General features: G+C 51.3%; 19 protein-coding genes. 16 read left to right on the forward strand and 3 right to left on the reverse strand.

The genetic code is table 11. The annotated features are described in order from the left end of the window. Window positions 1-12: 12 nt before the first annotated feature. Window positions 13-921: a diguanylate cyclase domain-containing protein gene (locus ACTJKB_RS15795; protein WP_440835195.1), complete on the reverse strand. Its 909-nt coding sequence runs from the start codon at window positions 919-921 to the stop codon at window positions 13-15. 260 nt (window positions 922-1,181) lie between these two features. After that, window positions 1,182-1,772: a histidine phosphatase family protein gene (locus ACTJKB_RS15800; RefSeq protein WP_440835197.1), complete on the reverse strand. Its 591-nt coding sequence runs from the start codon at window positions 1,770-1,772 to the stop codon at window positions 1,182-1,184. Window positions 1,773-1,997: 225 nt separating this feature from the next. Between ACTJKB_RS15800 and ACTJKB_RS15805 the strand changes: the two genes are divergently transcribed. The 16 genes from ACTJKB_RS15805 to ACTJKB_RS15880 all read left to right on the forward strand — a co-directional run bounded on the left by ACTJKB_RS15805 (window position 1,998) and on the right by ACTJKB_RS15880 (window position 19,153). Next, complete coding sequence (locus tag ACTJKB_RS15805; protein ID WP_440835199.1) at window positions 1,998-3,152, forward strand: phosphodiester glycosidase family protein; 1,155 nt, start codon at window positions 1,998-2,000, stop codon at window positions 3,150-3,152. Between the two features lie 222 nt (window positions 3,153-3,374). Further along, window positions 3,375-4,073, forward strand: a complete 699-nt coding sequence (locus tag ACTJKB_RS15810; protein WP_440835201.1) for a response regulator transcription factor — start codon at window positions 3,375-3,377, stop codon at window positions 4,071-4,073. Beyond that, entirely contained in the window at window positions 4,070-5,068 is a 999-nt protein-coding gene (locus tag ACTJKB_RS15815; protein WP_440835205.1) for a sensor histidine kinase, read from the forward strand. Before ACTJKB_RS15810 ends, ACTJKB_RS15815 begins: the two co-directional genes overlap by 4 nt. A gap of 184 nt (window positions 5,069-5,252) precedes the next feature. Further along, window positions 5,253-6,878: a spore germination protein gene (locus ACTJKB_RS15820; RefSeq protein ID WP_440835207.1), complete on the forward strand. Its 1,626-nt coding sequence runs from the start codon at window positions 5,253-5,255 to the stop codon at window positions 6,876-6,878. Further along, window positions 6,875-7,978 (forward strand): GerAB/ArcD/ProY family transporter, encoded by a 1,104-nt coding sequence (locus tag ACTJKB_RS15825; protein ID WP_440835209.1) that lies wholly within the window; start codon window positions 6,875-6,877, stop codon window positions 7,976-7,978. The genes ACTJKB_RS15820 and ACTJKB_RS15825 overlap by 4 nt, the downstream gene beginning before the upstream one ends. Further along, window positions 7,975-9,207, forward strand: a complete 1,233-nt coding sequence (locus tag ACTJKB_RS15830) for a Ger(x)C family spore germination protein (RefSeq protein ID WP_440835210.1) — start codon at window positions 7,975-7,977, stop codon at window positions 9,205-9,207. Before ACTJKB_RS15825 ends, ACTJKB_RS15830 begins: the two co-directional genes overlap by 4 nt. Window positions 9,208-9,219: 12 nt before the next feature. Further along, entirely contained in the window at window positions 9,220-9,453 is a 234-nt protein-coding gene (locus ACTJKB_RS15835; RefSeq protein ID WP_440835212.1) for a hypothetical protein, read from the forward strand. Window positions 9,454-9,461: 8 nt separating this feature from the next. Next, window positions 9,462-10,559 carry a GerAB/ArcD/ProY family transporter gene (locus tag ACTJKB_RS15840; protein WP_440835213.1) on the forward strand — a complete coding sequence of 366 codons (1,098 nt, stop codon included), beginning with the start codon at window positions 9,462-9,464 and terminating at the stop codon, window positions 10,557-10,559. 165 nt (window positions 10,560-10,724) lie between these two features. Continuing rightward, window positions 10,725-11,495 (forward strand): ABC transporter ATP-binding protein, encoded by a 771-nt coding sequence (locus ACTJKB_RS15845; RefSeq protein WP_440835215.1) that lies wholly within the window; start codon window positions 10,725-10,727, stop codon window positions 11,493-11,495. Next, window positions 11,470-13,419 carry an FtsX-like permease family protein gene (locus tag ACTJKB_RS15850; protein ID WP_440835217.1) on the forward strand — a complete coding sequence of 650 codons (1,950 nt, stop codon included), beginning with the start codon at window positions 11,470-11,472 and terminating at the stop codon, window positions 13,417-13,419. Before ACTJKB_RS15845 ends, ACTJKB_RS15850 begins: the two co-directional genes overlap by 26 nt. Window positions 13,420-13,508: 89 nt before the next feature. Beyond that, window positions 13,509-14,465: a helix-turn-helix transcriptional regulator gene (locus ACTJKB_RS15855; RefSeq protein ID WP_440835218.1), complete on the forward strand. Its 957-nt coding sequence runs from the start codon at window positions 13,509-13,511 to the stop codon at window positions 14,463-14,465. Window positions 14,466-14,630: 165 nt separating this feature from the next. Then, the gene (locus ACTJKB_RS15860; RefSeq protein ID WP_440835219.1) at window positions 14,631-15,083 is read left to right on the forward strand and encodes an SRPBCC domain-containing protein; all 453 of its coding nucleotides are present in this window, start codon (window positions 14,631-14,633) and stop codon (window positions 15,081-15,083) included. Between the two features lie 215 nt (window positions 15,084-15,298). Then, complete coding sequence (locus ACTJKB_RS15865; RefSeq protein WP_440835221.1) at window positions 15,299-16,474, forward strand: asparaginase; 1,176 nt, start codon at window positions 15,299-15,301, stop codon at window positions 16,472-16,474. Between the two features lie 309 nt (window positions 16,475-16,783). Next, on the forward strand, window positions 16,784-17,038 hold the full coding sequence (locus tag ACTJKB_RS15870) for a FeoA family protein (RefSeq protein WP_440835223.1): 255 nt from the start codon (window positions 16,784-16,786) through the stop codon (window positions 17,036-17,038). After that, entirely contained in the window at window positions 17,035-17,766 is a 732-nt protein-coding gene (locus ACTJKB_RS15875) for a FeoB small GTPase domain-containing protein (RefSeq protein ID WP_440835224.1), read from the forward strand. Before ACTJKB_RS15870 ends, ACTJKB_RS15875 begins: the two co-directional genes overlap by 4 nt. Then, a complete protein-coding gene (locus ACTJKB_RS15880; protein WP_440835226.1) occupies window positions 17,744-19,153 on the forward strand; it encodes a nucleoside recognition domain-containing protein in 1,410 nt (469 codons plus the stop codon). Before ACTJKB_RS15875 ends, ACTJKB_RS15880 begins: the two co-directional genes overlap by 23 nt. 99 nt (window positions 19,154-19,252) lie before the next feature. On the opposite strand, the gene ACTJKB_RS15885 is transcribed toward ACTJKB_RS15880, so the two are convergent. Beyond that, complete coding sequence (locus ACTJKB_RS15885) at window positions 19,253-19,804, reverse strand: hypothetical protein (RefSeq protein WP_074083174.1); 552 nt, start codon at window positions 19,802-19,804, stop codon at window positions 19,253-19,255. Window positions 19,805-19,879: the final 75 nt, after the last annotated feature.

The raw sequence follows: 19,879 nt of genomic DNA on the forward strand, positions 1-19,879 counted from the left end.
AGTAACACCAGCTTACGCCCGCATGGAGCTTCGCTTATGATCGAGTACATTGGAACTGGTTACACCGCTGTGGAGCAGGCTCACCGAATTGCCAGCCTTGGCAGGGGTGGCATTCTCCTCCTTATACACGGAGTAGCGGCCACTCCCCAGCTGCTTGGCGTTATACATGGCCGAATCGGCTTCTTTAAGCAGCTTCTGGCGGTCAATCTTCCCATGGCTCATGGTGATGCCAATGCTGGCTGAAACAAACAGCTCATGCTTCTCCAGTCTATAATTCCGGGTCGTCTTCTCCAGAATCCGCAGGGCCAGCTGCTCCGCTTCTTTGCGGCCGCAGCGCTTGGCGATAATCACAAATTCATCCCCGCCGATGCGGAAAATATGCCGTTTGCCTTTGCTCGAGAATTGGCTCAGCGTGGTACCGACCGCCTGAAGCAGTAAATCGCCCACATGATGTCCCAGCGTATCGTTGATGGATTTGAAACGGTTGAGATCCAGAAACAGTACCGCAAGCTGTTCATTGGGCTTGCAATGATCCCAGAAGTGATCCATGCCGTTCTTGTTCAGGAGACTGGTCAATGAATCCCGGTATGCCAGTTCCTTCAGTTGTTCCCGCTCAGCAAGCAACATGCGCAGCCGGGAGAACAGGTAGAACATTCCCGCCAGTGTCAGAACATATAGTGTAAGCGGAAGGATGAATCCGTCTTTACCGGCAGCAAATCCAGTACCCGGGAGGGACTTCAAGCCCAGCAGGTGCATGACGCTCATTCCGGCACTACCAATAAAGATTATGGAGACCGCGCGAACCGCGCGGTTTTTTTGATTTCGGCCGCTGAATTTGCGGGACAGATAGAACATGCTATAGACGGTTAATGCTGCTACGAGCACCGAAGATACGGCCAGCATATAATTTTGGGCTTCCATGATTCAATTGCACTCCCTTTTGCATGTGAATTGTTTCGCACTTTGAAGCTTTACTGTACAATAATACACTGAACATAAACTGAACACCACCATGAATCATTCTGAAATAAAGCAGGCGGTTTGCAAGATATGCTTATTATCGGCAGGAAGAACCTCTTCCTGCATGGGATCATTTGGAAGACGATGCTGCATACCGGCGCATTAAAAATATCCGTCCCCGACAGGACGGATATTCAGGATGGGTGAACCCGCGGAACCCCCTATGATGACCGTTCAGCCTCTATATGCGAAACACAGTTGTACAACGCACAAGTCCATCCGTTATCGTCCTTGACGATATGAGTGATCGAGGTATTTTTCAGCAGGATGGTTACATCAAGTTCGGGGACCAGGCTTCTCAGCGTGCTGCGCAAAATGGCACCGTGGCTGACTACGAGGATTTTTTTGCCGGGATGCCGTGCCGCAATTTCTTCGATAGCCCTGCTGCCTCTCTCCTGGCCGGATTCGTCGCTCTCCAGCTCCATATCAATACTCTTCCATCCGCTGCCCCAGCGCTCCAATCGTTCGTCCTCTGTGGTGCCCTCAATCAGACCGCCGTTCATCTCCCGAATCCCCGGGACCAGCCCTGTTACCGGAATACCGAGCCGCTCCGAAATCACCTCTGCTGTCTGCACCGCTCTGAGCAGGTCACTTGAATAGAGGTAATCCCACTCTTCTCCGCGAAGCCGCTCGGCTATGGCCGCTGCCTGGCGCAGCCCTTCCTCATCGAGCGGATTATCGGTATGCCCCTGAATCCGGCCTTCTTTATTCCACAGTGTGCTGCCATGCCGAATCAAGCCTATGGTTGTCATTATGCTTACCGCCTTTATTCAATATGAATGTTCGAATGCCATCTGTAGATTATAAACCATCGCTCCGGCAGATGCATATTGGCACTCCCAGGATCTCGTATGAAACATGATTATACCAAGTGGAAATAATTGACTGCACCGCTGACCGTATTTATGATATTATGGGTTCGTTTGCCACATTCCAGCATCCGTACCCTATAATTCAAAAGGAGATTACTGTTTACAATGAAAAAGTTGTCCGTTCTATCGCTCGCTCTCATCTTCATGCTCTCTGCACTAACCTATGTACCCGTCAGCGCTGCCGCTGCTGCAGCGCCCAAAACCACCGTCTATGTCGATAAGGCCAACCACTCCTTCATCCCGCTGCGATTCCTGAACGGCTTCGCCGGTATTCAGGCAGGAGTCGGCGGCCAAACCGGGAAGGAAATTACCGTTTCTAGAGACGGGAACTCCGTAGTTCTGGCACCCGGTCAAACGGCAGCCTCTGTTAACGGCAAGTCCGTTACGCTGAGTGAGCGGCCTTTCAGCAGCAATGGGACAACCTATGTTCCCTTGTCCCTCATCAGCCAAACCCTGGGCATTCAGCTTGCGTGGAGCAAAACTGCCGCTTCCCTTACATTAGCTTCAGGCGAAGCTACCGCCACGCTGCCTGTATTATCCGGTTCGTTGATTTCAGCAAGCTCTCCGGCAGTCGTAAATTCCAAGCGTACCTACAAGGTGGGCGGCAGATCCTTTGCTGTACAGATGGTAACCGTGTCCCTGCTGCATCCTGCTCTCAAACTGGATGTTGTCCTTGCGGGCAACACCATAGGCAGAACAGAAGCGCTGGGCAGCATTGCCAAGCGCAGCGGAGCAGTTGCCGCCATTAACGGCACATATTTTGATGCCTATACAGACGGGGCCTACAAAGTTCCTTATGGATATATTATCAGTGGCGGGAAAATGCTCAAGAACAGCCCGGCAGACAAGCGGACCGTATTCGCTTATGACAACAACCTGCTGGCAGAGCTGATCCCGGGCAGCAAATTCATGGACCACTTTAATTCCGGAGCTGTTACAGGTGCGATCCAGGCCGGTCCACGGTTGCTTGTAGATGGCAAAGTGGCCCTGAATGTGGCCGGGGAAGGCTTCCGAGACCCTAAAATATTAACGGGCGGTGGCTCCCGCAGCGCCCTGGGACTGACCAAAGACCATAAGCTGATTCTACTGACCTCCAGCGGGGCAACCATGCCCCAGCTGGCCCATATCATGAAGCAGGCCGGGGCATATCAGGCGATGAATCTGGATGGCGGAGCCTCCAGCGGTCTATATTATGGCGGCAAATATTTGACTACCCCAGGACGGCTGATCAGCAATGCGCTGGTGGTCAAAACCAAATAGCAGCGCCTTCATTCCGGGTTCGCAATCTTAATATTCTTGATTCTATAAGCCTCCATGCACCGGTCCTTCGGACCGGAAGCCTTGGAGGCTTTGCTGTGAACGGCAACCTAGGTCTTCAAGTGTTCAGTCCTTAACCGGCAAACGGCAATACCCAGACGACGGTCGGCTTTGCAAGATTTTCCTTGAACATGTTACTGTATATGGGGATAAAGGAGTGAGCTCATGGAAACGATTTTGATTGTTGAGGATGACGCCAAGCTGGCAGATCTGCTGGGAGCGTATCTTTCGAAATATGATTTTCGCATTATAATTGTTGAAGATTTCAACAGAGTGCTGGAAACCTTTGAACACGCTGACCCTAGTCTGGTGCTGCTGGATGTCAACCTGCCCAGATATGACGGATTCTACTGGTGCCGGCAGCTGCGCAAGTCCTCGCTGTGCCCGATCCTGTTCATCTCGGCACGTGACAGCGGAATGGATCAGGTAATGGCTCTGGAGAATGGCGGCGACGATTATATCACCAAGCCATTTCAATACGAGGTGGTGCTGGCCAAAATCCGCAGCCATCTGCGCAGAGCCTACGGTTCGTATGCCCAGAACCAGGATGAGCGCAAGCTGCAGGCGGGTGGACTTACACTTTTGCCCGAACGGTATATCATTCAGTATGCCGGACAATCTGCAGAGCTCACCCAGAAGGAGGCCATTCTGCTAGAAGCCCTGCTCCTGAAGGAAGGGCGTGTGGTCACCCGTGAACGGCTGCTGGACCTTATGTGGGAGGATCAGCATTTTATTGATGACAATACATTAAATGTGTATATTACACGGGTACGGCGGAAGCTCAAGGTCCTTGGGCTTGGTGACATCGTGGAGACGGTCAGAGGCGCAGGCTATAGACTGAGCGCTTCAGGAGAAGAACTGTGAGGCTGTTTCTCAGAGACCAAGTTCCCCTGCTGCTCTTTTATCTGCTGCAGATGATCCTCGTGCCGGTTCTGTACTATCTGTCCGGCGAATCCAGACCTCTGTCGATCATTCTGTACGGCATGGCACTCAGCGCTGCTGTCCTTTTAGTCTATCTGGTGTTCAGATATATCCAGCATCATAAGCTATACATCCGTCTGGACCAACCGGCCGCCGCACCTGGCGGGCTTCCCGCTCCGCTGGATGATGCGCCGTTGTCCGAAGCTATAACCGAACTTCTCCTGGTTACCCACCGGCACTACCAGGAGCAGCTGCAGACCCATATCAGCCGGATGGATCAGCATATCGTTTTTATCAACCGGTGGGTACACCAGATGAAGACTCCATTGTCCGTTATCCAGCTTATCCTGCAGGAGCTCGACGATGAGGTGGCAAACAGCATTCAGGAAGAGCTGGAGCGGCTGCGGAAGGGGCTGGAAATGGTCATTTACACCTCCCGTCTGGAACGGTTTGAAGATGATTTTCAGGTTCAGTACATTCCTCTGCGCAGAATCGTCAGTGAAACGGTAGCCGAGAACCGCAGACTGTTCATCCGCAGGGGTATCAAAGCGGACATCCGGGTGGATGAGAGTATATCTGTCTACAGTGATGCCAAATGGCTAATGTTCATGCTCACACAGATTCTTGTCAATGCTGTAAATTATACTTCCGGTTCGGGCAAAACCGTTGCAGTCACCGCTCAGACGCGAGGCAACGACATCGTTCTTGAGATTATGGATCAGGGCATCGGCATTTCACCTGAAGATCTAAAAAGGGTATTCAATCCTTATTTCACGGGTGAACGCGGACGGCAATATCATGAATCGACAGGCATGGGCCTGCATCTGGTCCGCGAGATTTGCGGCCGTCTCGGACACAACGTCAGCCTGGAGTCCCGGCCCGGGATAGGAACTACGGTAAGCATCACGTTCAGCAGAACTGCCAGACTGAAAGAGTAGCTGCAGCCGGCTTTGCCAAGATCTTCAGACAAAGGCTCTGTTCTCAGCCATCACGGCTTCGAACGGAGTTTTTGTTGTACGCAGGATCTAAGAACCGTTCTTTCATACAGGCAGAATAAGGAATTGCGGACCGGGGGATAATAACGCCAAAGAATCCAGATTCCAGCAGAACGGAGGCGTTACGATGGCAAACAAACAGAAGCCGGCCCGCAAAAATGCCAGTGATCCCGCAGAGAACTCCGTGCCTGCCCCACTTCCACTTGATCCTTCACTCGAGGTGAACTTGCAGGAGCTTGGCAAGCGGATCGGCCAAAGCTCGGATGTCGTCTTCCGCAGATTCACCAACGAGTCTTTAAGCTCGCTAGCGCTGGCTTTTGTATATATTGACGGCTTGGTCAACGCCGATGTGGTCAATCAAACTGTGCTTCAGCCCTTACTGGAAACGGTCACCCTAAAGAGTGAATCGATCACTGCCACAGATGCCTTCAGTATGATCAAGGATCAAATCCTGCCCATTGGGGGCGTCAAAGAAGGAAAAACGCAGGAAGCGCTCCTGTCCATGCTCTTCGACGGCTATACTCTAATCCTGTTCGATGGACTCCAGATGGCACTGGCCGCTGATACCTCGGGCTGGGAGAAACGCAGCATCAACGAGCCGACCTCTCAGGGTGTCATCCGTGGTCCCAAAGAGGGCTTCACCGAGAGCCTGCGGACAGGTACTTCCATGCTGCGGCGCAGACTCAAAACCTCCGATCTGCGTATCGAAGAGTATAAAATCGGCCAGCGCACCCAGACCGGGGTGGCTCTGGTCTATTTGGAAGGCATCGCAAGTGAGCAGGTGCTGAAAGAAGTCCGCCGCCGCCTGAACGCGATCAATACGGACAGCATTCTGGAGAGCAATTATATTGAAGAGTTCATCCAGGACGGCGGTCTGACACCCTTTCCGACGATACAGAATACGGAACGCCCGGATGCGATGGCCGGAGGCCTTCTGGAAGGCCAAATCGGGATCATCATTGACGGCACACCCTTTGCACTGCTTGCGCCGTCTACGTTTTTCAACTTTTTTCAGTCCAGCGAGGACTACTATCAGCGTTATGATATTTCTTCTTTCCTGCGGCTGATCCGCTATGGGGCCTTTTTTGTATCCATGCTGCTGCCTGCTCTATATATTGCCGTTACTACCTTTCATCAGGAAATGCTGCCGACCACCCTGCTAATCAGCCTCGCTGCCCAGCGGGAAGGGGTCCCGCTGCCGGCGCTGGCGGAGGCGCTGCTTATGGAGCTGACCTTTGATGTTCTGCGCGAAGCCGGAGTCCGCATGCCGCGCACCATCGGCCCGGCGATATCCATTGTCGGCGCACTGGTGCTGGGGCAGGCTGCCGTTCAGGCGGGACTCGTCTCCGCCGCTATGGTTATTGTGGTTTCTTTTACGGCGATATCCAACTTTGTGATTCCTTCACTGGCCATCGCCAACTCCATCCGGCTCATCCGTTTTGTGATGATGTTTATCGCCGCGACACTGGGACTCTTTGGCATCATGTCCTTTCTGATGGTGCTGCTGATTCACATGGCCGGACTGCGCTCGTTTGGTGTGCCGTACCTGTCACCAGTTGCACCGATGGTTCCTCGTTATCTTAAGGATATCTTAATCCGTGTTCCTCTCTGGAGCATGGCGATGCGTCCCAAGACCAACCTTGGCAAGGAAACACGCAGACAGGGCCCAGATCAGAAGCCCAAGCCGGCGGAAGGCAAGAATAGCCAGGTAAAGTCCGGGCAGCCCAAACCACAAGGGGAGGACCCCGCATGAATGGAAAAATCGGCACCACCCAGGCAGCCATGCTGATTATCAATACAATTCTGCCAACAGCGACCGTCGTGCTGCCCGTGATCATCAGCAACTATGCGGAACAGGATGCGCCGCTGGCCATTCTGCTATCCACTTTCTTCGGCCTCCTTATCGCAGCCCTTGTCGGCAGCGCCGTCCGCCGCACCAACGGCGCTCCATTTCTCACATGGGTCGGCGAGAAAAGCTCGCCTGTTATCGGTACGGTCCTGGGCCTCTTGATGCTGCAGTTTTACCTGGACACTACCTCAACCATACTGCGTGAATTCGTCAATTTCCTGAAGGACAATGTGCTGGTCAATACGCCAATTTCGATACTGTGCACACTGATCCTGCTCATTACCATCTATATGGTAAGACAAGGACTGGAAGCCATTGCGCGAGTGAACAGTCTTGTGATATTGCTCTTTGTGTTTTTCGTACCGCTGTATCTGTTCGGACTGTCCAATGAAATGAATGTGCACCATTTGTTGCCAATGTTTGATCATTCTCTGGCCGAGCTGACGCTCGCCAGTATTACACCAACCACATGGATGTCCGAGGTTGCGGTGCTGCTGTTCCTGGCGCCATATCTGAAAGATCCGCAGCGAGCCCGGATCATCGGCTGGAGTGGCCTGACTTTTGTCGCCATCCTGATGATGTTTTCTTTGATTACGACGCTCATGGTCTTTGGCCCTGATTTTATCAAACTCAGTGCTTATCCCGGATTCTCAGCAGCCAGTGTTGTACATCTCGGAAGATTTATCGAGAAGCTCGATATTCTTTTTATTTCCTACTGGGTGATGTCCATTTATCTGAAGTTTTCAATCTTCCTGTTTGCTACCGTAGAGTGCTTCAAGCAAACCTTCAGGGTGGGCAGCAGCCGGCCGTTCATCGGTGCCCTGGGTCTGCTCATCGTTCTGGAGTGTCTGTATACCTGGCAGAGCACAGAGAAATTGAACCTCTATAACAAGGAAGGACGGTTCATCGTCTTTTTCCTCTTCAATGTACTCGTTCCTTTGGGGGCGATCGGACTGGACCGGTTCAAGAAGGGCAAGCCTAAGCAGAAAGGATGGGACACTTGAATATTCACAAAAAAATCCTCATTCCCCTGCTGTGCCTTCCCCTCATATCCACTCTGCTGACCGGCTGCTGGGACGACCGGGAGCTGAGTGAGCTTGGCATTACTTCCGGTTCGGCATATGACTGGGAGGATAACCAGTGGAAGGCTACCTACCAGGTCATCAACCCCTCTTCTGGTGCCAGCGGTATGGGGGCCAGTGGAGGCGGAAGCTCCAGTTCGCCTCCATTTGTCACCTTTACAGTCAAGGGGAAGACCATTATGGAAGCGATTGAAAAAACCAACCTGACCAGCACCCGTGAAATGTTCTTCTCCCATTCACGGATTACCGTGCTTGGAGAAAGTGTCGCCAGGCATGGTGTTAACCAATTAATTGATATGTTCCTGCGCAAGCAGGATGCCCGGGAAACCGTCTATGTATTTATTGCCAAGGGGGAAGGCGGCAATATTCTGGATCAGCTCATGCAGCTGACCAAAAACCAGGGGTCCGGCATCCAGCTGATGATCGAACAGGAATCCCGGCTGCTCTCCTATTATCCAGGAATACGAATGTTCGAACTGGCGATGGCCCTATCCTCTGAATCTGGCAGTGCAGTCATTCCGGAGATTCTGCTTACCGGACCGGAGATTATGGATGAAACGACAGAAACCGGGCGGACAGATCTGCAGACCCGGCTGGCCCTGGGGAGACTGGGTGTACTGAAGGGGGATAAGCTGATCGGCTGGCTAAGTCAAAGGGAGGCGTTTGGCTTGTCCTTCATGACGGACAAGATTAAGACAGCTACCATAGCCTTCTCTTCGAAGCCCAAATCCGGCGACAAGCCGGATGCCTCTTATATCATCCAAAAATCCAAAACTGTCGTTCATCCCAAGTGGGAACAGGACCATTACGTGATAGATTTGGATATCAAAGGCAGCGGTGTACTAACCGAAGTTGGCAGCGTTATGGATTTGAACGATCGTGCTTCAATTACAGAAATGGAACATTCCATTGAACAGCAGGTGCTGGAGCTGGTGAACAATTCCTGGAAGGAAGTCAGAACGCTGGGGGCTGACGTTACAGGTTTCGCGGTCAGAATACACCGCAGTGACCGCAAACGCTTCAAACAAATTAAGAAGGACAAGAACTGGGACAGCACATTCCAGGAGATTGAAATCCGGCCCCATGTTTCGATGGAAATTGAGCGGACAGGACTCAGCAATAAATCCTTCGAATCTGTTCACGAGAAATAAAGGAGCTTATCTATGAGTATAGCTGTAATTCTGGGGCTCTATATCCTCGTATTCTGGCGGGGCTGCACCATGCTGAAGGGAAAGAAGCGCCAGCTGCACAGGCTGTGGTACGGCTGTATATTGGTTTACTGTGCCTACGTTAATATTTGCGGCATTACCAGAACTCCGCATCTGGGCGTGTCCAGCCTGTACATAGCTTTCTTCCAGCCTGTGGGCAGAGCAATGATCAAATGGTTAGGAGGTTGATTCCCGTCATGCAACAAAAGGAACAGGTGTCCGCCCTGCAAATCTCGTTCATGATCATGCTGTTTGAGATCGGCAGCACCCCGCTGTTTCTGCTTGGCGGCAAGGCCAAGCAGGACTCCTGGCTCGCTATGTGCACCGGCTCGATAGCCGGCTTTATCCTGCTTATGCTTCTGATGTGGATTCAGCAACGTTCGCTGAATACAGACCTTATCGGCATGCTTACTTTCCATTTTGGACGTTATGCCGGTTCTGTAATCGGGGGAATCTACAGCATGTATTTTGCCTATCAGTCGATGCGCAATGTCCGTGACTTGGGTGAACTCACGGCGCTTACCATGCTGCCAAGATCACCGATGTCCATTACGATGCTGATTTTTGTCGGGATTGCCATTTATGCGATTTGGAAAGGGGCCGAGGTTGTCTTCCGCCTGCCCGAGGTCCTGCTGCCGATGGTACTGTTCTTCTATCTCCTGCTTGTTCTGTTGCTCGGAATCATGGGCTCCCTGGATTTCAGCCGTTTGACACCTGTATTCGAGAATGGATTCAAGCCGATTGCAGACGCCGCGCTTCCCGATTTAATCTCCTTTCCCTTCGGACAGATGATTGTATTCCTGATGTTATGGTCCTTATGGGACAAGCCGGGGGTTCCCGTAAAAAACACTTTAGTGGCCTATCTCCTGATCAGTATATTCCTGATCTTCATGAACGCGCTGAATGTAGCCGTCCTCGGACCCACGGTCGCAGGAATCAGCCAGCTGCCCTTTTTAAAATCGGTACGCACCTTGTCCAGTCTGAAGTTCATCGAACGCCTGGATATTCTGGTTACCGTCCAGCTCTTCGTCGGCCTGCTGATTAAGATGATGCTGTTCTTCTTCTGTTCTGTAAAGGCAGTAGCGGAGCTGACCGGAAAACCAGCGAAATGGTGGGTATTCCCCATAGGCGCGGTCATTTATGGTGCTTCCTTCCTGGAGAGGGACTACACGCAACATATTGCTATCGGCCTGGGACCAAGTCTGAGGATCGATCCAATATTCCAGGTGGCAATTCCTCTACTGCTGGCCCTTTCCATCCTGCTGCGCAGCAGATTTGCGCGTCCTCCCTCTTAAAGTACGAACATAACCTTAAATGGACTGTAAGGATACGTTAAGGTAAAACCATAGCTTACTAGTGCCCCATCCTGTACACTCGGAAACAGAGGCGAAACATTAAGCACAGTCGCACCCTGAAGATTGGGGTGACACTCATGTTTCCGGCAGGAAGGAATGGATGGAATGAATGTACTCGAAGTAACCGCTCTGAATAAAATATATCCAGGCAAAGTCATTACACAAGCCCTTACCGATATTCACCTCAGCATGGAACAAGGCGAGTTCGTTGGCATTATGGGACCCTCGGGCAGCGGGAAAACAACCCTGCTCAACATGGTTTCCACCATTGACCAGCCCACTTCTGGAGTGGTCAAGATTGGGGGAAGCAATCCCTATCTCATGAACAAGAAGGAACTGGCCCTGTTCCGCCGCAGGCAGCTTGGGTTTGTCTTTCAGGATTTCAATCTTCTGGAGACATTGACTGTAGCCGAAAATATAGTTCTCCCCTTGACCCTGGACAACCGCAAGCTGGCCGAGATGGATTCTTTGCTGAACAAGGTTTCGGACCGGCTGAATATCAAGGATATCCTGAATAAGCGGACCTATGAAATCTCCGGCGGACAACGTCAGCGGACGGCCATCGCCCGGGCGATTATCACTTCCCCCGCAATGATCCTGGCCGACGAACCCACAGGTGCGCTGGATTCCCATTCTTCACGGATGGTGATGGAGTCGCTGGAGGACATCAACCGCCAGGAAGGCACCACACTAATGCTGGTCACGCATGACCCGCTGGCGGCGAGCTATTGCAACCGCATCGTTTTCATCAAGGACGGCAAGCTGGCTGCGGAAATTCACCGCGGAGACAACCGCCAGGCCTTCTTTCAGAAGATTATCGACACACTTTCATTCTGGGGAGGGAATACGCATGAGCTTTCCTCAATTCGCGTTTAATAATGTGCGGCGTAATGCGCGGGCGTATATGGCCTTTTTTCTCAGCAGCGCCTTCATGGTCATGATCTTCTTCTCGTATTCAGTGTTCATGTATCATCCTGGCGTTGCGTCTGTAGAGATGGGAGCGAATTCGGCAGCCGGGATGAAGATTGCTTCCTATATCGTGTTCACCTTTGCTTTCTTCTTCGTGCTGTATTCAATCAGCGCCTTTCTTAAGCTTCGGAACCAGGAATTTGGTATTCTCATGATCCTTGGTGCACATCCGGGACAGATCAACAGGCTGATTCTGCTGGAAAACATGCTGATCGGCCTGCTGTCAATCGTAACCGGGATGGCTGCCGGGATGCTGCTGTCGAAGCTGTTTCTGCTGCTCAGTACCACTGCGATGGGTGTGGACAATCTGCCGTTTTATTGGCCGGTGAAGGCGTTAATTACGACCTCGGTTGCTTTTATGGCCCTGTTCCTGGTCAACTCCCTGTTCACACTGCTGTTCATCCGCAAAAATCAGGTGCTTGAGCTGCTGAAAGGCAATGTAAAGCCCAAAAAAGAGCCCAAAGTCTCCTGGTTGCTGTCTTTCCTCGGGGTAGCTCTGTTGACCGCCGGCGCCTACGCCATCTGGAGTCCCTTATCCCCTCTATCTCTGCTGGCAGCTGCTGTTACGGGGATTCCCGGCACCTATTTCTTCTATTCGCAGCTGTCCGTGCTGGGTATGCGTCTGCTGAAGCTCAGCCGCAAACGGGTATGGCGGGGAACCAATCTGCTATGGATTTCCGAGATGAGCTACAAGATCAAGGACAACGCCCGTATGCTGTTTATGGTCACAGTCGTTACCTCTGTGGCCTGTATGGCTGCAAGTCTACTATTATCCATCGGCCAAGCCAACCGGATGAGCTATATGAACAGCCCGTTTGCTGTCATCTATACCCTCTATAAAGATACGGCTCCCTATGCTGACACAGGACTGCAGGAAATCCGGAGCAGTCTGGATAAAGCCGGAATCGAATATACCGAGAACAAGGTTGAATTCATCCGCAGCTCCATCATGGACAAACGCAAGAGTGAGTCCAACAGCGTTCAACTGCTTCCCCTCTTCCGCTATAACGAGCTCGCCAAGCAAACCAGGTCTGCAGGCCTGCCTCCTCTAACGGATGGGGAAGCGGTGCTGATTCTGAATCCGCAATATGACAACTATGATTATGAGTCAGGTCAGAATATCGTAGTACCTGCCCCGAATGAACGGACACTAGACTTGAAACAGGTTCAGGAGCCAAAGGCGATGCCATTCGGCCAATTTAATTCACCTGTATTGATTGTGAGTGACGGGTTCTATAAGCAAGCAGCAGCTTCTTCCGGCAGTTCCTCCCGGATAGAGAACTATTACTACAGTGTCCCGGCATGGGGTGAGGCTCTACCGCAGGCGGATGAACAGGAGTCTGTCCTTTCGGGTGCACTGGTGAAGTGGAGCCTGGACCGGAACCATGCGAATGACAACTGGGATACCTCAATCAGCACCCGGGCAGACAACTATATGGCTTCCAAACAGGCAACGTCCATGCTCAGCTTCATCGGCATCTTCATCGCGCTGATCTTCTCGCTCTCGTCTGCAAGCTTCCTCTATTTCAAGCTGCATACCGAGTTGAATGCAGATATGCGGATGTATCATTCTTTGTCCAAAATTGGCCTGAGCGTCAAAGAAATGTCGGCTTCCGCGACCCGGCAAATCGCCCTGCTATTCTATATTCCTATGGTTATTGCTGCGGTGCAGACCCTAGTAGTGCTCCGTCCGGTGCTGAATCAGATTAACATAGACAATGTCACTGTACCGGTCCTAGTGACGGCCGCAGCCTTTTTGGCTCTGCAAACTCTATACTTTATTATTGTCCGGTCCCGGTATATTCAGAGTCTGAAGAAAATGATGGTGTAACAGGTATCACCGGTTGGACGACAAACTGTTCTACAGGTACACTGGCTATAATCAATGAATAAGCCAATGTACAAGGAGGTTCCGGACTCATGTCCAAAGCCGATTACATGTTGTCGATTCTATGGATGCTGCAGCAGCGCAAGAGAACTGCTGCAGAGCTGGCCGAAGAGCTGGAGCTGAGTGTCCGCTCGGTCTACCGCTATATTGACGCCCTCTGCGCCAGCGGTGTCCCCGTAATCGCAGATGCCGGTCCGGGAGGCGGTTATAGTCTCCCGGAGCATTTCAGCTCAGCTCCGCTGTTCTTCGACGCCGGGGAACGGCGGGCGCTTGTCCAGGCTTCGGCCTTCGCACGGGGAAGCGGATATCCTTATGAGCAAGCGCTGGATGGAGCGATTGCCAAGCTTAAGCGTTACAGCAATGCCGAACAGCTGTCGCAAATGGAGCGTCATGAGAGCGGTTTGGAGACGCTCCATTCACCGGCCGCTCCGCTTGCGCAACTGCTGGAAGAGCTTGAGACTTGTACAGCAGACAGCCTGATGGTGGAAATGGATTACCGCAAGGGCAACGGGTCTCCCCCTTCCTCCCGCGGTATAGATCCCTATGGCCTGGTCCTGTGGAAAGGCCAATGGTACCTGACCGGCTTCTGCCATAAGCGTCAGGAAATTCGCAGCTTCCGGGTAGACCGGATCACTGGCCTGCGGAGAACGGGGGAAACCTTTCTCCGCCCCGCCAGCTTCTCGGCACGTGAGTTCCTGCTGCAGAGCCTTCTGCCCGGTTATGACAATCCGGCAAAGCTGACTGCAGTTGTCATTTCAGCCTCAGAGGGAGTACTAAATGATCTTTGCAGCCATTGGCTGTTCGGTCATACGCTGGAGCAGCGCAGTGCAGATACAGCAAATTTCCTGCTGGATGAAGCCACCCTGTACAGCTACGCTCCATACTTTCTGCTGCCTTATGGCAAAGCGCTGACCATCCTTGAGCCTGCTGCCCTGAAGCAGAAGCTCGCAGCGGTGACCGCAGAACTAGCGGCATATTATTCAGCATAGAACGTGAACTTGAGAATGTTAGGCTCATAATAGCGGAATCCATTCTCAAGTTCATCTTACATAATGTCTTTCTTAGGATCACTGACCGTATCTGTCAGTGATCCTTTTGTATAGTGGAGGCAGGGTTAAGGTTTATGAATATACTTTCAAGGAGGAACGATTGAAATGAACGAATTGAAATATGAATTTTATATTGCCGGCACCCCGGCTCAGGTGTGGGACACACTGGTTTCGCCGGGGCAGGTCAAGCAAATCTATTATGGCAGCGTAATCCGCTCCAGCTTCAAGCCAGGGGAGCTGCTGGAATATGTGGGTCCCGGAGCCGAGGGTGACGAGACAGTGCATGTATACGGAACGGTGCTGGAATACGTCCCGGAGAAGATCTTAAGCTTCACACACAAGGTTGGCCCATCCTATCTCAAAAACCGGGAAAACTACGAATCCCGTATCTCCTGGCAGCTGGAAGTGGCAGGCGGCTGCACCCGGCTGACATTAATACACGATAGCTGGCATCCGGACGACCCTTCTTATGCAGCCAGTGACAGCGCCTGGTGGCATATTCTGAGCAATATCAAAACCCTGGCCGAGACCGGCCGCACTCTGGAATTTGGCGACTAGGAACCTTAAATTTTATTTTAATTTTAATAAAGAGTGATATTAGGTGATAATCAGGCTTGCAAACAATAAAACGGTATATTAAAGCGCATTCTTAATCATGTTATATGTTTGCCATAAAACATAACATGTAGATATAATCCCCTTAATAATTATTTATATATGTTAGTTTTAATGACACATATGAATAATTATACATACTCTGGGGGGTTGAATTTATGTCATTATCCAAATCAATATGGCTGAAAACTGCTTTAACTGCTGGACTGGCTCTAGGTTCGCTTTTTCCAACTGTCACCATGTTTCCGGTCTCAAGCACCTATGCAGCTGAGGCTGTAGTCCAGGGAACCGTCGTATCTACTCAATCCGCAATCAAACTGCCCAAGGTACAGGTTATTGCAACCGGGGGCACCATCGCAGGCCAATCTGTTGATGAAACAAGCTTTCAAAATTATAAGGCAGGCACTTTATTAATGGAAGATATGGTTAAAGCGCTGCCCAATAAAGATCAAATCGCTGAAGTCTCCAGCTATCAATTTGGTAATGCAGGTTCCGGCTCTTACTCAATGCAGCAATTATACAGTCTTTCCTTAAAAGTCGATGAAGCGCTTAAGACACAGGATGGAGTCGTCGTAACGACAGGTACAGACACGATGGAGGAAATCGCTTATTTCCTTGATCTCACAGTGCGCAGCCCCAAACCCGTTGTGATTACAGGTTCAATGCGCCCCTGGACAGTTATCGGCAGCGATGCTCAGGCCAATTTATACAATGCCATCAAGCTGGCTGCAAGTGGAAAAACGAAGTATTACGGAACCGTTCTGATGCTGAATGATGAATTCCATGCGGCAAGAGAAGTTACTAAAACGAATGCTTACCGCACGGATACTTTTGAAACACCTAAGCTTGGGATGCTGGGATATATCGACGAAAAAAATATCCGCATATACCGCTCCAATGCCAGATCACTCATGAGTGAAGATAAATGGGCAACACCTTTTGATTTGAGTAAAATTTCTGCATCCAGCCTGGCGAAGGTGGAGATTGCCTATTCTTATCAAGATGCCGGGGCTGGAGCCATCACTGGTTTTGTTGAGGACGGCGCAAAGGGAATTGTTACTGCCGGCACAGGAGCCGGGGGAATTTCTAAAGCAATGGGAGAAGCCCGGACGAAGGCGATTAAAGAGAAAGGTGTTATCTTTGTTGCAACAACCCGTACGGGTTCCGGCAGTAACTACACAAGCGCCGATGGCATTATTGCCGGAGACAACTTAAACGCCGCACATGCCCGCATTCTATTGCTGTTAAGTCTTTCCTTCAGCAGTGATTTCAACACGATAAAAGGCTGGTTTGACACTTATGGCTCAGGTCAAATCGATACTGCAAGCAAATAATAGATAGCTGCAAGCAAACAGAAACGGCGTGAAGCCTATTAATCCTTATTTTTGAGCAAAAACAAGCACCCGGGACCCTAAAAGGTCTGAGTGCTTGTTTTTGTTTTTCTATCCACATTTAATCCCCCTTCCCATATAATGACCACTTCAGCCCGCATTTTGTAATTATTCCTCTTTTATTTTTCCCTAGGGAAACTTTTTTGTTGCAGGGACAAATTTATTTACGTATACTACTATTGTGGCACACTACAAGAATCTATCCTTAGTGCACAATATGTACTAATTTCTAATATGAAAGTAGGGGAAGTTATGGCTGGAGCTCTAATTCCATTGTCTGAGGCGGTGAATGGCAGCAAACTCGTGATTAGCGGCATCGAAGTGCAGGGGGTGCTGCGGAGAAGACTGCTGGATCTCGGATTTGTCGTCGGTAACGCGGTAGAGGTGCTGCGGCGCAGCCCTCTGGGCGACCCTACGGCATTCCGCGTGAGCAATACAACGATTGCGCTGCGGCGCGAAGAAAGTCAATTAATCTACGGAACTTTGATTGGAGGTGGAGACGAATGAATCCATTTACTGTGGCTTTTGCCGGCAACCCCAATACGGGTAAAAGTACGCTTTTCAATCTTCTGACCGGACTGCGTCAGCACACCGGCAACTGGGCGGGCAAAACCGTCATTTCGGCCGAAGGTGAATTCACCCACAATAACCACACTTACCGCGCAGTCGACCTTCCGGGCACCTATTCGCTGTACTCCAATTCCGCCGACGAAGAGGCGGCCAGGGATTTCATCATTTTTGAGGAACCGGATGTGACGCTTGTAGTTCTGGACGCGACTTCGCTGGAACGCAATCTAAACCTCGCGCTGCAGGTACTGGAGATTACCGGGCGGGCCGTGATCTGCATCAACCTGATCGATGAAGCCCGCAGACTGGGTATCGACATCAATGTGAAGGCGATCTCGAAGCGGCTCGGGGTTCCGGTTGTGGCCATATCCGCCAGAGGCAAAATCGGTATTGATGCTCTTCTGGATCAGATCGAGCGTGTCGCCACTGGCGCTTTTACAGCACAGCCGCTTCGCATCAGTTATAGTGACGAAATTGAACAGGGCATCGCCGAGCTGATCCCCATGGTCGAGCAAGCCATTGGCACAAGATATCCGGCGCGCTGGATTGCCCTCCGGCTGCTGGACGGTGACGACAGCCTGCTTACGTCACTTAAAGCCCATATGGGACGCACAAATATTTCCGCAGCAAAGGAGGTTGTGGGTCATGGAGTCACCGCATGTCATTAAGGGAACGGACGCCATGGATTCCCTGCTGCCCTTCGCGAAGAAGCTGGCTGACAAAGGGGCTATCCGGGACGAAATTGTCAGTGGAATCTACGGGGTGTCGGCCGGTATCTGCCGTGACTCTGTGACCTACAAGGACCAGAAGAAGCTCGCCAGCACCTATAAGCTGGATCATATCGTCACCTCCAAAATCTGGGGTTTCCCCATTATGCTCGCCGCCCTCGGCCTCGTGTTCTGGATAACAATTGCAGGTGCCAACTATCCTTCAGGATGGCTCGCTTCCTTTTTCGGCTGGATTGAAGGCTATCTGACGGCGGGTTTTGAGGCGTTGAGCGCACCTGCCTGGCTGCATGGCGTACTCGTGCTTGGACTGTACCGCGGAACCTCCTGGGTAATCAGTGTCATGCTGCCGCCCATGATGATTTTCTTCCCGGTGTTTGCCCTGCTGGAGAATTTCGGTTATCTGCCGCGCGTGGCGTTCAACATGGACCGGCTGTTCAAAAAGTCCGGCGGCCACGGTAAGCAGGCCCTGACCATGTCGATGGGCTTTGGCTGCAATGCCGCTGCCATTCTCTCCACCCGCATTATCGAGTCCCCCCGGGAACGGATGCTGGCCATCCTGACCAATAACTTCGTACCCTGCAACGGACGCTGGCCGACGCTGATTTTGCTCTCTTCCCTGTTCATGGTAGGAGGTGCAGCAACAGGCGCACTGCATACATTATCAACTGCATTGGTGCTGATGGGCATCGTCCTGATCGGTATCATTGTCACCTTGAGCGTCTCCTGGGTCATGTCAAAAACTGCGCTGCGCGGAGTACCCACTCATTACACACTGGAGCTTCCGCCATACCGCCGTCCACAAATTTGGAAAACCATATTGATCTCCTCCAAAGAAAAATCCCTGAACGTGCTGACCCGGGCAATCGTCGTCGCAGCACCGGCGGGGATCATCACCTGGATTCTGGGCAACGTGATGATCGGAGGAGACAGCGTACTTAACCACATGGCTGCTTTTTTTGATCCCTTTGCGCATTTGCTGGGTCTGGACGGCTTCATTATTATGGCATTCATCCTGGGACTGCCAGCCAATGAAATCGTACTGCCGATCCTGCTTATGGGATATATGTCCTCCGGCGCGATGGTCGATATCGATGGCCTCGGCGGCATCAAGGATATTTTCCTTAGTCATGGCTGGACCTGGCTGACCGCGCTCAATATGATGCTGTTCTCTCTGCTTCACTATCCATGCGGCACCACGCTTATCAATATTTATAAAGAAACCCGGAGTATGAAATGGGCCGTGCTCTCTGCGGTCATCCCGCTCGGAATCGCTATTGCGGTAACCTTCGCCGTTGCCCAGACTGCCCGGTTGTTCGGCTGGGTGTGATCGCGAAAACTATAAAAGTGTAAACGCAAAAAAACTCCTTCACAGCCGTAACCGTGGAGGAGTTTGTGTATTAATGATTACATTAATGGCTTACTGCACTTACTTGGCAGCCTTGGCAGCAGCTACAATAGCTTTCAGGTAGCCTTGAGTATCTACAAGAGTAGCTCCGCTTACAGCGTCAACCATTTGCTCTTTGCTCTTTGCAGCCAGTGTAGCTTCAAGCGACTTGATTGTTTTGCCCGTTGCATATTTCTCAATGGCAGCCATGTTCTTGTCATAAGAAACCGTAGATTTGGCTTCTTCTTTCATATGTTCGCTATAATATTTGGCATTGGCTTTCTTGGAAGCCAGGACCATTGCAGGATCTTTGTAGTTCTGTCCGAAGTCCTTGTCCGAGTTAGGCACTCCCGTTGCCACGTCGGAGCCCAGGAATTGATAGTCGTCCAGTGAAGCGGCTACGATTACACCATTTTGGACTACGGCAACTGCCACAGTGAAGCATTTCGTGCCATGAGCAGCAGCTTCTACCCGGCCAACCTTAAGCGGTGCGCTTGCAGCTGAAGATACATTGTTCAGAGCGCCGCTGTTTCCTACGCCTACAACAGCCAAAGAGATGCCGGCTACCAGCAATAATTTTGTTACCTTTTTCACAACCATTCCCCCAGTCCTATGATTAAAACGCTTACAATCTATATTTATCAATTTCTAGCAGATCCGTCAGTTACA

Origin of the sequence: Paenibacillus sp. 22594, assembly GCF_052044425.1 — a bacterium.
Classification (GTDB): Bacteria; Bacillota; Bacilli; order Paenibacillales; family Paenibacillaceae; genus Paenibacillus_AQ.